The sequence below is a fragment of the Shewanella mesophila genome (genome assembly GCF_019457515.1).
Classification (GTDB): domain Bacteria; phylum Pseudomonadota; class Gammaproteobacteria; order Enterobacterales; family Shewanellaceae; genus Shewanella; species Shewanella mesophila.
In genome coordinates this window covers 1661282-1674330 of record NZ_CP080421.1, presented here as the reverse complement: position 1 = coordinate 1674330, position 13049 = coordinate 1661282, and the positions used below count along the sequence as shown (strand labels likewise).

Here is a 13049-nt window from a genome sequence, read left to right as displayed (position 1 = left end):
AGTATTAAGATTCTTGTTGCTCTTCGAGCACATTTTCTTGGGATTTTTCAGGCACCAGATCATCAACATTATCGGCTAGCAATATCGCTAACCAGCGCCCGCTTTGACTCGATTCTAATGCAATTTTTACGATCATAGTGAGTGGCACAGATAACAGCATACCGACGGAGCCGAGTAACCAGCCCCAAAAAATCAGTGATAGAAACACCACTAAGGTCGACAAGCCCAATCCTCGCCCCATATATCTAGGCTCTACTACATTTCCCATCACCATATTCGTAGCGAAGTACAACAGAGCGGTGCCACCAGCGACGGCAGGCCCCATCTGAATAAAGGCTAGCAATACGGCAGGGATGGCAGCAATGATAGATCCAATGTTAGGAATGTAATTAAAGAGAAACGCCACAACGCCCCACAAAAGTGCATAATCGACACCAATAATGGCTAAACCGCCCCCAACAATTAAACCAGTCCCCAAACTGACCAAGGTCTTAATCACCATATATTGATTCACAGAATGCAAAAACTTGTCGATCTGCTTAAGACGCATATCAGGATCATCTAGGGCAAAATGTAATTTTTTTGGTAAGTCTTCTGCTTCAAAAAGCATAAAAACAATCGTCAAGATGATCAAAAACAGATTGGCCATCACCCCGCCCACGCTAGACAACATATTTGTCGTCATCGACAGTGCGGCGCCAGGATCAAAATAGTCAAGGATCTGTTCGCGAGATAGCTCAATATTAAAGGTCTGTAACTTGGCTAATATCCATGCGAATTGTTCGACAAGTTGGCCTCTATAAACTGGCAATTGCCTCGAAAACTCATTAATTGAACTGCCCACTAAAGACGCGAGCCATAAGCCCATTAGTACAATAAAAACCATCATCAACATAACGGCCAGCAGTCTAGGGATACGCAGACGTGTCATCCCATTAATCGCCGGATTACAGATCACCGCAATGAAAGCTGAAAGCACAAAAGGAACCACTATTGGGCTCGCGGCTTTTATGCCAGCAAGTATCACAACGATAAACGCCATGATCGCAAATCCTTTTAACGCGACACCTTGGTTATCAAATCGAGTCATCTAAATAAAGTCCTTCTGAATTACTCATAAAATTGATAGGCTTAACTCACCTAACAAAAATACCCTAACGTTTATGAATCCTGAAATAGCCATCATCCGCATCAAAAATTTACGCCTAAGAACCTATATTGGCATAAAAGAAGATGAGATAAATAATAAGCAAGATGTCACCATCAATGCCGAAATTCATTACTGCGCTGCCAAAGCTCGTAATAGCGACAACATGGAAGACGCGTTAAATTATCGCACGATTACTAAAAAAATCATCGCTTTGGTTGAAAACAATCGCTTTTCATTACTTGAGCATTTAACAGACCAAGTACTCAGCATTACCTGTGAACATGAATGGGTCGATGTTGCCAAAGTCGAAATTGACAAGCCCCATGCATTAAGGTTTGCCGACTCAGTCTCTATGCAACTTTGTTACAGTAAAGACCATTCCAATACTTAAGTCTCCTATTTTACAGAATCCATCGGCTCGCTAAAATTATGTAACAGCGAGCGAATGGCCTACGGGGACTAAGTCTGAAAAATCCCCGGTTAAATATGATCCTAACTTGGCTTGTTAGTGTATATTTTTGATATCCCCAAGGAAAAGTGGAGTCAAAATGAAAATTCTCATCACGGGTGGTACGGGTTTTATTGGAAAACAACTCGTCAATGCGTTGAGTCAAGGAAATGAGCTAACCTTACTGACTCGCTCTGCAGGAAAAGCGCACCTTGAACTTGGTTCTCATCACAAACTACTCGGTAATTTAGGCGCGCTATCTTCATTAGATGGCTTCCATGCCGTTATCAATCTTGCCGGCGAACCCATAGCAGACAAACGCTGGACACTTGAGCAAAAGCAGATGATTTGTCATAGTCGCTGGGATATCACCGCTAGATTAGTGCAGCTATTTAAGGCAAGTAAAACGCCTCCAACGGTATTTATCAGTGGTTCAGCCATTGGGATTTATGGGGATCATGATGCCAATACCAAGATAGACGAACACTTCAGCTTGGCCCATTTTAAAGAAACAGGACAAGAGGAAAAATTTCCCCATAGTGTTTGTGCCAGATGGGAAGAGTCGGCACAGGAAGCCAGTGAATACACTCGTGTTTGCATTGTTCGAATCGGCTTAGTGCTTGGCCTAAAAGGCGGCGCACTCAAAAAAATGCTACTGCCTTTCAAACTCGGTGGTGGTGGGATTATTGGTAGTGGAAAACAGGGCATGAGCTGGATCCATCAAGAGGATCTGATTGGCTTGTTCCTATTTCTGCTTCAGAACAATCAATGCCAAGGGATCTATAACGGCACCGCACCACACCCAGTTAATAACCGAACATTTACCAAGTCGCTTGGCAACGCATTACACAGACCGACATTTCTCCCCATGCCAGCAGCTGCACTCAATATCGCGCTTGGAGAACTCTCGGAGCTGCTACTTGAAGGCCAATATGTCTATCCAAACAGAGCATTAGAGGCTGGGTATCATTTTAAGTACCCAGACATTGATAGCGCATTTAAACAGTTATTCGCAGCGCAATAGTCACAAGAGTTAAGCTCTCTACCTATCGGGTGCAAAATATCAAACACAAAAAAGCTAGTCGCCAAAAAAGATTAGCTTTTTTAGCCAAGTTACGCTTTTAACAACTCACTACATGATTTTTGCAATAGCTGACGACATCGCCAGGTTCCCAGTAATGCAACGATCAATGCGCCACTCAGCGGCGCTAACACCCACCAATTCCAGTGCATATAGACCACTAACTCAAATACTTGGGTTTTCAATAAATAGAGCGTAAATTCGGCGACTATGACCGCTAATATGCCAGAGATAACGCCTAACAAGGCAAATTCCAGCGCGGTTGCCATTCTCAGTAACCAACCCGACGCGCCAAAGGTTCTAAGCACGGCCAGCTCTCGCTGCCGAGTCGCCATCCCAGCCTCTGTTTGCGCTATCATCACTAAGCTGCTCGCCAGTAACACCAGTACGAGTACAAGGGTCAATGACAAAGAGACTTGATCGATGATCTGCCTAAGCTGCTTGATCATGGCCCCAACATCGATAATCGATACCGTAGGAAACCCTTTAATAAGATCTAGTACCAAGTGCTTTTGACTATCCTCAAGATAGAAACTTGCCATTGAAGTATACGCAAAAGGCGCTAACGCCTCTTGACTGAATATCATAAAGAAATTAGGTTGCAGTGTTTCCCAATGTACGCCGCGCACACTGGTGATTTTCACCGTTAACCTTTGGTTATCAATAACGTATGTTAGTAAGTCCCCAATACCAACCCCAAGACGCTCAGCAACACCAGATTCAATAGACACCTCATCAGCCGCTTGGTTGAAAGTGCCTTCGAGTAGGTCGTTATTTGGCGGCAGTTCATCACGCCACGTCAAATTTAATTCGCGAGAGATCCCGACTCGGCCTTCCACACCTTCATCGGCTTGGTCAGAAGAGATAAGCGTTTCGCCATTAATCTCCACTAAACGACCACGGATCACAGGGTAGATATCGGTGGCGTTAATATCATTTTGACTAAAATAGTCGGTTAACGGCTGCTGCTCATCGGGGCCGATATTAACTAAAAAGTAATTAGGTGATTGCGCTGGCAATTGCTTTTGCCATTCATCCAACAGATCCTGACGCAGTGCGATAATGGTCAATAACAGCACTAAAGCACTGCTAAAACCGACCAACTGCACCGCATTTTGCTTTGCTCGGCGTCTAAGTCCTGCTAATGCAAGTTGCAGTGGGTTGGTGGTCTTCATACCAACACTATGGCCGGCTCTGATTAACAGGAAACCAAATAGGCTTAGCAACACACCTAACAACAGCACGCCTGCGACAACCGTCATCGTTAGCGTAAGACTTTGCGAATAGAGATAACCCAGTAACGCCATGGCAGCTAAACTCAGCAAGAGGTGCAACCACATCCCTAACTGAAGCCCCTCCAACTGACGCTGTAATACCCGCAGTGGCGGGATTGATAACAAGCGCATTAACGGATAAGCCGAAAACATGAAGGCGGAGATGAGGCCAGTAGCAACACCAAGCAGCAGTGGTCTGGCCAATGGCGCACTATAATCGGCGATAGCCTGAGGCAAGTACGCAGTGATGAGGGCATCTAACGCCAATCCACCAATCAGCCCCAACACAATCCCTAATCCGGTGACGAACAGCAGATGTAAACCAAATAAAATACGGATCTGTTTGCTAGAAGCACCGAATGTTTTCAACATCGCAACCACATCAAAGTGGCGTTGACAGTATCGCTGAGCCGCAATACCTATGGCGGCACACGCTAATGCGATACCAAGTAAACTCGCCAAGAGGAGAAAACGCTCAGCCCGCTTCACAGCACTGGCGATAGGGGAATCACCTGATTGGACATCGACCCAGCGCTGGCTATTATTCAATAATGGCTTAACGGCCGCTTCAAATGTTTTAAGTTGCGACTCGTCACCGGCAAACTGATGAATGTAGCTTACTCGACTGCCAGGTCGAATTACACCCGTTTTGTCGACATCTTCTAAACGCATCAAGACCACGGGGGACGATGCGTAAGGGTTAAACCCTGCATCAGGCAATCTGGCGATTTCGGCGCTAAGACTAAACTCGGCATTGCCAACCTCAAGCGATTTTGGATAAGCCAATATCCCCCCGAGGCGTGTCTCATACCAGAGAGTGCCGGCTTGGGGTAATGAATCGGTTATCCCAGTCGACAGCTCGATTTTTCCTTTTAACGGATATCCTTGCCCTACCGCCCGAACAGTGATCAACTGAAAGTTATCATTGGCAAAGGCCATTGAGTTAAACTGCAGACTCGCCACATGCTTTAATCCCATTGATTGAGCAGTGGTCACTATTGTGGGATCTATCGGGGTGGGTGAATTGATAATACGGTCGGCGGCAATAAACTTAGATGCCTGACCGTTAATGGCGATCTGCAATCTTTCACTCACGCGAGCAAGGCCTGTAACTGATAATACCGCCAGGGTAATAGCCAAGATAATCAACAAGAGTTGCCCCTGGAATAACTCGCGCTTAAACAGTTTCCAGGCAATACGCTTTTCCATTAAGTCGCCTCCGCCAACGCCGCAGCTTGCTGAATTTCACCTTTATCACCTGGCTGATATCCCTCATTCGACTCAGTTAGTTTTCCGGCTTGCATCGAAAACTGCCGCTCACAGCGACTCGCGAGCTGTAGATCATGGGTGACCAGCACTAAGGTTGTGTCACTCTCTCGATTAAGTTCAAACAACATATCGGCAACTTTTTCACTATTTGCGCCATCTAAATTTCCCGTCGGTTCATCGGCAAACAACACTTTAGGCTCACAAATAAATGCCCTAGCGATAGCGACTCGTTGCTGCTCTCCTCCTGAGAGTTGATTGGGAAAATGGGTCAATCTATGACTTAATCCCACTCGCGCTAACATTGCCTCCGCTTTTTCTTTCGCTCGCTCAATGCCAGAGAGTTCGGCGGGTAACATCACATTTTCTAATGCATTTAAGGTGTCAACTAACATGAAGGATTGAAAGATAAAGCTCACCTTTTGTTTTCTCAGCGCCGCTTTCCCTTCCTCGTTGAGACCGTGAAGCGCACTCCCATCAAGGTAAATTTCACCCGATGTAGGAGAATCTAGTGCGGCGAGCAACCCCAGTAATGTTGACTTGCCCGAACCTGAAGGGCCTAAGATAGCAACACTTTCACCTAACTTGACATCCATGTTAATGCCGTTGAGGATAGTAAGCTCTCCTTCTTGGGTAGCCACTGACTTAATGAGATTATTAACCGTGATAGCGCTATTATCTGACATAAAATCCTTATTCACTCATCGCTTTAGTAACGTATTTAGACTGCTCAGCGTGGCCTTAATCCTACACACTGTTCCTGCCCATGCTAACCCGATATTAATCTTAGGTGATAGCCTAAGTGCAAGTTATGGCATGGAGCAAGACAAAGGTTGGGTGCATCTGTTGCAAAAGAAAATGCCGAATGTCACCATCATCAATGGCTCAGTTAGCGGTGAAACATCTGCAGGTGGATCCCGTAGATTGCCTGCACTGCTTGAGTCGACCCAAGCTAAATTGGTGCTAATTGAACTCGGCGGCAACGATGGACTTCGTGGCTTCTCACCCAAACAACTGAAAGAAAATCTTACAAAAATGATCACGGCTTCCAGACAGTCTGGTGCAAAAGTCTTGTTAAGTGAGGTCATGGTTCCACCTAATTATGGCCCACGATATGCCAAGATGTTTTCTCAAGTATATCAAGACCTAGCCGTTGAGCATGACATAACCTTAATGCCATTCTTCATGACCAAGATTGCTATTCACCCCGAACTAATGCAGGCCGACGGTATCCATCCAAATGAAGATGCACAGCCCCAAATTGCAGAATTCATTCAACCTTGGTTAGATACGCATCGACAATAAGCTTAGGATCACTGCTATATATTGAAACCCTATAAGCAATCGCTGTTAACACAGCAATAGGTAATAGGGAGGGAGTTGGCAATATCCCTCCTAACTCAAACTTCAAATCTCAAATCTAAGCCAAACCTAAAATGAAACAACTTCGAAACAACCCACGCTATAGCATTCAAAACACAGACCTCTGACCAGTTGTAATACATTAAAGTGCAACGTTTAAAAAACCAGCTTATCCACATGTTTTATAATGACTTTATAGAGCAAGCCAGTTTGACTAAGGCATAGGTATGCCTCCACACCACAATGTTACAAAAATGTTGGCCAGATCTCACATTGCATATCTAGTACGTCAGTGCAATCTAAGGCAGGAATAATAAAAATAAGTAGGAGATACTATGTTCAACAAGACACCTTCTTGGGTTATCCCAACCCTTGTCGCGAGTGCCGTAGCCATATCGCTAGCCGCTTGTTCGTCTGACGAGGATGATACCCAAAATGTAGAAACACCGCCGGTAGTGACTGTACCCGATGATCCAGGAGCGGGTTTCCCCGAGGGAGCTATCATCATTGAAGATGGTGAAAACCTCACCATGCGCATCCAAGAAGCGCTTATCAATGCCCAAAGTAATGATGTGATCGTATTACCCAAAGGTAACTTTAAAATTGCATCGACACTCCTTTTTGATGGTGATGTCGATGGTGATGGAGCCTTTGCGAAAAACATCACCATTATGGGACATGGAATGAACGATACCGTGCTTGATTTTTCAGAGTCGATCACGGGTGATGGTATCTTCATCCAAAATGCCGTCAACATAGTGATCCAAGATATGTCGGTAAATGAGGCCAAAAACAACGGCATTAAACTAAAAAATACCAATGGCATCATCTTACGTCGCCTCGCAACGGTTTGGGAAGGAGAGCTAGATGAAGGCAACGGTGCCTACGGCCTCTATCCTGTTGAATGTGAAAATATTCTTATCGAAGATACCTATGTTCGTGGCAGCGCCGATGCGGGTATCTATGTTGGCCAATCACAATACATTGTCGTGCGTCGTAACATAGCCAAAGAAAACGTTGCCGGGATTGAAATCGAAAACTCTAAGTATGCCGATGTATACGACAACGAAGCCATGGGCAACACTGGCGGTATTTTAGTCTTTGATTTACCGATTAATAACCACCGATATGGTTCAAGTGTGCGTATCTTTAATAACAAGGTTTACGACAACAATACCCCCAACTTCGCGAACGCATCGGCTAACCCCGCAGGCGTTCATATTGTCCCACCAGGAACTGGGATGATCATCTTATCTACCAACGACGTAGAGATCTTTAACAACGAGATCACCAATCACGATACCTTAGGGATCACGGTATCGAGTTTCTTCATCGCTGAACCCGATATGGCCTCTTTTGTGGGAAATTACGGTCAGCCAGGCCAGCCTATTGAAGATGGTTGGCGCGCAACGCCGCGTAACATCTATCTTCATGACAACGTGATCACGGGTTATGGTCAGAAACCTAATGGTTATCTGATTGATGACATTATCAAGGCCTATCTATTCACCCATGGCGCCTTCCCTGGCGTACTCTATGATGGTCTGGGTGAAATGTTATCCAACAACGGCACTGCAGCTTACCTGGGCTTGCAAGAGCAACCTTTTGCTGCCGATGGTAGTGACAATGTCTGCGCTAAAAACAACGGTGATGTGTCATTTGGCAGACTCTACGCGAACAACAATAGCGACGTCAGCATCGCCGATGTCCTATATGAAAAGACCCAAACAGAGATCATGAACTGTGCTCAAGTCAGCCTACCTGTACATACCGTTACCTTTGGCGATCAAATTTTCGGCTGTGGTGTCGATGACAACGTTGAAGGTTGTGACGGCGGTAACTTAGTAGGCGGTGGTGGTACCATTGGTGAGGGCGAAGGCGGCTTGGTCGGTGACGGCGATCTGACCCTGTGTCAATCGAGCGGATCTGAGGTGAATTGGAATGCGCTTTTAGGTGCAAACTGCCCTAACCTCTCAGACTATAATCTGTTTGCAAACAGCAGTGATCCCACTGCAGGCGCTCACTCTGGTGGCATGCCTTACGATCTCAATACCCAGCTATTTACCGATTATTCCAGTAAATACCGCTTCGTCTTTGTGCCTGCGGGAAAGAAGGCTAGCTATTCGGCAAATGAAAGCATGGACTTCCCTGTGGGTACGGTGATCAGCAAAACCTTCGCTTTACCCGCTGATACAACTAAACGCGGGGTGGCTAACGAAACCTTGGTTGAAACTCGCCTACTAATCAAGCGTGCCACGGGTTGGTCTGCATTGCCCTATGTTTACAACGCCGAGCAAAGCGACGCTGTACTGACTAAGGCCGGGGCGATTCAAGCTAAACAAGTGATCCATAAAGGTGAAACCTTAAGCTTCGACTATGTCGTGCCTAGCATGAACCAATGCAAACAGTGTCACCAATTTAAGGCTGACGATTCGAGTCAGGCGGTATTTGTGCCAATCGGTCCAAAGGCTCGTCATCTCAATAAGGACTACCCCTATAGCGATGGCAGCATGAATCAGCTACTCAAATGGCAATCTGCTGGTATTTTACAAGGCGTGCCTGACGTAACGTCTATCGACACAGTACCTGCGTTCCATGATAGCGATGAAGCAAACATTGCCACGTTATCGGATACAGCCTTAATGAAGACAGCTAAAGGCTACTTAGATATCAACTGCGCCCATTGTCATCGCCCAGAAGGAAATGCGTCAAATACAGGGCTAAAACTTGAGTTCTGGCGTACCTACGAAGAGGATAGTGGATATTCACACGGCACCTGTAAATCACCTGTTGCCTATGGCGGTGGCTCTCTTAGCTATGACGTAGTACCCGGCAACGCTGACACTTCCATCCTGCATTTTAGAATGGATAGCACAACACCTGGTGATCGTATGCCTGAAATTGGCCGCGGACTATCACATACTGAAGGTACAGCGTTAATCGCTGAGTGGATTAAGCGTTTACCGCTCGCTAGCTGCTCTCAGTAAATTAAGCATAAGGCTGCCAGTTGGTAGCCTTTCTTTTTACTCACATCCTCAGTAAAGAGCCGTTATGGACACCAAATTACTACTTATCATCGCCACACTTTTTCAATGTGCTCTCCTTAGTGCTTGCGGCGGTGATGATAATCAGCCTAACAATAATCCAAGCACCAGCGTGCCAGTAACAACACCAGAGACGCCCGACAGCCTTTGTATTGGTGATGATACCCAGATCAACTGGGATGCCTTAATGACTGAAGACTGTCCACTACTTGCGCAATATGGCTTGTTTAGCAACCAAAATGATCCGACTCAGAACCCACGCCAAGGTGGGTTTCTCTATCAGCTATCAACACAACTATTTAGTAATTACGCCAATAAATATCGATTTGTTTTCCTGCCTGACGGCGCCAAGATAACATTTAATCCGAGCGATACCTTTGAACTCCCCGTTGGAACTGTCCTGAGTAAAACGTTTGCCCTTCCGTTGGATACCACGCTTAGCGGCCGTGAGCATGAAACCATCATCGAAACCCGCCTCCTTATCCACAGAGAATCGGGTTGGACTGCACTGCCCTATTTTTGGCACCAAGGAGAAGCCAAGCTGGCATCCGCTGGCGCCGATGTTAGTCATACGCTTAATCGTCAAGGCGAACAGCTAACCTTTAACTATCATGTACCCAGCAGAGCCGAGTGCAAGCTGTGTCATCAACGAACAATCGATGGGCGCAGCCACATCAACCCCATAGGACTTAAATCTCAGCTACTCAATCATGATATCCAAATTGCTGGCACGCTCACCAACCAACTCACCTATTGGCAACAGCAGAATTGGCTAACTGGCTTAGGGGATATTGCGTTACTCCCCTCCGCTTCAGCGATAACCGATACCAGTACATCACTTATCAATCGTGCGAAAGGATATCTAGATATCAATTGTGCGCACTGTCATAGAGCCGAAGGGTTTGCCAGTATTTCAGGATTAAGGCTCGGATTTCATGTGGATCACACCAGTTATCAATATGGCATTTGTAAACAGCCTCCCGGGTGGGATGGCGGCGAAAAAGGACTCTCCTATGACATTATTCCAGGTGACGCCGAGCACTCTATTGTGCTGTATCGACAAGAGCTAAACAGCGCCAAAGATAGAATGCCCCCAATTGGACGTACCTTAGTCCATGTGGAGGCCATGGAGGTTATTCGTCAGTGGATAGATTCCTTATCTCCGACGCTAGGCACATGTCAGCAATGAGTTGTTGCGCCCATTGAGGGATAAGCACCACTCATAACTGGCGAATAAAGTAACCCGGAGGGTAGCCTAACCAATGTTTGAAACTCTGTCTAAAATGGCTAACATCACTAAATCCCATGACTTCCGAGATTTCAACGACACTTTTTTCCCCTGCGACAATTAGCGCTATAGCGGTTTGACAACGCACTTGGTCAACCAATCTTTGATAACTGGTTCCTGCGCAGGCTAAGCGCCGCCTAAAGGTTCTAGATGATATCTGCTGGCATTGTGCCATCTGTTCGAGTTTAGGTGGATGAGGAAAGCGGCTTCTGATCTCATTTAGTACTAGCTCAATGAAAGAGTTTGCTTGATTGTCGTTTTGAGCAAAAGAGAGCTGCTTAAAATCAAATGTAATGGGAAGTGATAATAGGTTTCTGTCTATAGACCATTCATAAAATTCACTTTCATAGCTTATCTTAGCTTGCGTAAAGCTCTGCAGAAAAACACTGTCTGACTCTGTTTCTACCAAAGATACGTTTTCAAGCTTAATAGGCTGTGACGTTAGCTGTCTCGCCAATGCAAGCATAGAGCAAACACTGTTTTGAAACTGCAATCCAAAATGGTGACCCACTATTTTTCCTGTATTGAGCCAACGTAGATGAAGGTATCGCTCCGTATTTGTCACTAAGGTATCGGACACACTGCCGACTAATGCTGGACTGCTAACCACAAAATCTAAGCAATCCCCCAAAGTGCCACACTTTGACAAATGACCTAACAGAAAGTCGAGATCTTGAAGACGATACGTGGCGCCCAGTTTTGCCCCAAGCTCTGGGTCCGAGTCTAACTTAGACAGGAACCCCATGGCATAATCTACCTGCCAAACCGATACAAACTGCACCAGTTTAAGCTCATTTACACCGATGCCAATTTCCGCACATAATTTCGATTGTTGTTCAATACCATGATTTATCTCGATAAAAGTAAGAATATTGCCCAACTCGTAGGCAGGATAAGATTGGTCGCCCACCATTAATGTCGGGATATAGCTTCGAAGACTCATGATAGAAAGGCGTCAAAAAGTGATGTTAGGTACTAATTTTGTATAAGATTTATGGAAGGAATGAAACCCTTTGCTAAATAATGATCTGTTAATAATCAAAAACCCACACGATGTGGGTTTTTAATTGGGTTTATCTGAAATCGCTAGATAAATTCACTAGCTCATAGGTTGGTTCTTCTCAGCCATACGATTAAAAATGGCATTGATACAAAGAGAGGCACCGTGGGCAATTTTATCGGCTAACTTTTTCTTTAGCTGGTAACGTACTTTTATCACAGTTTTATCTTTAGCAAGGTTCATGACAATATCGTCGCTGGTCGATAAGCCATCGATCAATCCCAGCTCTAACGCTTGTTGGCCATACCAATGCTCACCAGTAGCGACCTTAGCTATATCGAGTTCTGGACGATATTTAGCGATGAAGGCTTTAAACAGCACATGAGTCTCTTCTAGCTCCTGCTGAAACTTTTCACGCCCTTCATCAGTGTTTTCCCCAAACACAGTTAGAGTACGTTTAAAATCGCCCGCAGTATGCTGCTCATAATCGATATCATGCTTTTTTAGCAAACGATTAAAGTTAGGAATTTGGGCGACTACACCAATAGAACCAACAATCGCGAAAGGCGCGGCGTAAATTTTATTAGCCACACACGCCATCATATATCCACCGCTGGCAGCAACCTTATCGACACAGATGGTCAGAGGAATGTCAGCGCTTCTTAAGCGATCAAGCTGGCTCGATGCCAAACCATAGCCATGCACCATGCCACCGCCGCTCTCAACGTTAACAATCACCTCATCGCCGTCCTCAGCTATCGCTAAAATGGCGCTGATCTCTTCACGAAGAGATGCCACTTCACCAGCATCGATACTCCCCTTAAAATCAACCACAAACACCCGAGGTACAGACGCTGATCCATCTTGGGCCTTCTCTTTGGCTTTCTCTTCTGCTTTTAGGGCTTTCTCATAAGCTTTAAACTGCTTCTTTGACAGTAACTCTTCCTTTAAATCATGCTTAAGTGATTTAAGATCTTCAGACAAATTAGTCAGCCTAAGCTCGCCCTTATCGGCCTTTTGTTTTACAGCAGAAGCCAAAACAATGATGACTACAGCCGCAATCGCGACCACTATGGTTACCGCTTTAGCCAGAAACAATCCGTACTCGTACAAAAATTCCAAAATAAGCTCCGTTT

Annotated in this window: 10 protein-coding genes; 5 read left to right on the top strand and 5 right to left on the bottom strand. The window is 45.5% G+C overall.

The genetic code is table 11. From position 1 onward, the window contains the following. Positions 1-4: 4 nt before the first annotated feature. On the bottom strand, positions 5-1090 hold the full coding sequence (locus K0I73_RS07305) for an AI-2E family transporter (protein ID WP_220063824.1): 1086 nt from the start codon (positions 1088-1090) through the stop codon (positions 5-7). Between the two features lie 73 nt (positions 1091-1163). Here K0I73_RS07305 and folX point away from each other — a divergent pair, with 73 nt between their 5' ends. Together folX and K0I73_RS07295 are read left to right on the top strand one after the other, a co-directional pair. After that, on the top strand, positions 1164-1541 hold the full coding sequence (gene folX, locus K0I73_RS07300) for a dihydroneopterin triphosphate 2'-epimerase (RefSeq protein ID WP_220063823.1): 378 nt from the start codon (positions 1164-1166) through the stop codon (positions 1539-1541). Between the two features lie 157 nt (positions 1542-1698). Beyond that, complete coding sequence (locus tag K0I73_RS07295; protein WP_220063822.1) at positions 1699-2622, top strand: TIGR01777 family oxidoreductase; 924 nt, start codon at positions 1699-1701, stop codon at positions 2620-2622. A gap of 89 nt (positions 2623-2711) precedes the next feature. On the opposite strand, the gene K0I73_RS07290 is transcribed toward K0I73_RS07295, so the two are convergent. Both K0I73_RS07290 and K0I73_RS07285 read right to left on the bottom strand, forming a co-directional pair. Continuing rightward, positions 2712-5162, bottom strand: coding sequence for an ABC transporter permease (locus K0I73_RS07290; protein ID WP_220063821.1), 2451 nt, complete (start codon positions 5160-5162; stop codon positions 2712-2714). Next, positions 5162-5905 carry an ABC transporter ATP-binding protein gene (locus K0I73_RS07285; RefSeq protein ID WP_220063820.1) on the bottom strand — a complete coding sequence of 248 codons (744 nt, stop codon included), beginning with the start codon at positions 5903-5905 and terminating at the stop codon, positions 5162-5164. The genes K0I73_RS07290 and K0I73_RS07285 overlap by 1 nt, the downstream gene beginning before the upstream one ends. A 49-nt stretch (positions 5906-5954) precedes the next feature. On the opposite strand from K0I73_RS07285, the gene K0I73_RS07280 reads away from it, so the two are divergent. The 3 genes from K0I73_RS07280 to K0I73_RS07270 all read left to right on the top strand — a co-directional run bounded on the left by K0I73_RS07280 (position 5955) and on the right by K0I73_RS07270 (position 10814). Next, entirely contained in the window at positions 5955-6524 is a 570-nt protein-coding gene (locus tag K0I73_RS07280) for an arylesterase (RefSeq protein WP_258405317.1), read from the top strand. 392 nt (positions 6525-6916) lie between these two features. Further along, positions 6917-9568, top strand: coding sequence for a parallel beta-helix domain-containing protein (locus K0I73_RS07275; protein ID WP_220063818.1), 2652 nt, complete (start codon positions 6917-6919; stop codon positions 9566-9568). Between the two features lie 64 nt (positions 9569-9632). Further along, positions 9633-10814, top strand: coding sequence for an SO2930 family diheme c-type cytochrome (locus tag K0I73_RS07270; RefSeq protein ID WP_220063817.1), 1182 nt, complete (start codon positions 9633-9635; stop codon positions 10812-10814). A gap of 31 nt (positions 10815-10845) precedes the next feature. Here K0I73_RS07270 and K0I73_RS07265 read toward each other — a convergent pair whose 3' ends face one another. Continuing rightward, complete coding sequence (locus tag K0I73_RS07265) at positions 10846-11856, bottom strand: helix-turn-helix domain-containing protein (protein WP_258405316.1); 1011 nt, start codon at positions 11854-11856, stop codon at positions 10846-10848. 156 nt (positions 11857-12012) lie between these two features. Next, positions 12013-13035 (bottom strand): protease SohB, encoded by a 1023-nt coding sequence (gene sohB / locus K0I73_RS07260; RefSeq protein WP_220063816.1) that lies wholly within the window; start codon positions 13033-13035, stop codon positions 12013-12015. Between the last annotated feature and the right edge of the window lie 14 nt (positions 13036-13049).

Excerpts from the sequence above, each read along its gene's own strand:
- K0I73_RS07305 (WP_220063824.1), bottom strand. The coding sequence starts at position 1,090 with ATGACTCGATTTGATAACCAAGGTGTCGCGTTAAAAGGATTTGCGATC.
- folX (WP_220063823.1), top strand. The coding sequence starts at position 1,164 with ATGAATCCTGAAATAGCCATCATCCGCATCAAAAATTTACGCCTAAGA.
- K0I73_RS07295 (WP_220063822.1), top strand. The coding sequence starts at position 1,699 with ATGAAAATTCTCATCACGGGTGGTACGGGTTTTATTGGAAAACAACTC.
- K0I73_RS07290 (WP_220063821.1), bottom strand. The coding sequence starts at position 5,162 with ATGGAAAAGCGTATTGCCTGGAAACTGTTTAAGCGCGAGTTATTCCAG.
- K0I73_RS07285 (WP_220063820.1), bottom strand. The coding sequence starts at position 5,905 with ATGTCAGATAATAGCGCTATCACGGTTAATAATCTCATTAAGTCAGTG.
- K0I73_RS07275 (WP_220063818.1), top strand. The coding sequence starts at position 6,917 with ATGTTCAACAAGACACCTTCTTGGGTTATCCCAACCCTTGTCGCGAGT.
- K0I73_RS07270 (WP_220063817.1), top strand. The coding sequence starts at position 9,633 with ATGGACACCAAATTACTACTTATCATCGCCACACTTTTTCAATGTGCT.
- K0I73_RS07265 (WP_258405316.1), bottom strand. The coding sequence starts at position 11,856 with ATGAGTCTTCGAAGCTATATCCCGACATTAATGGTGGGCGACCAATCT.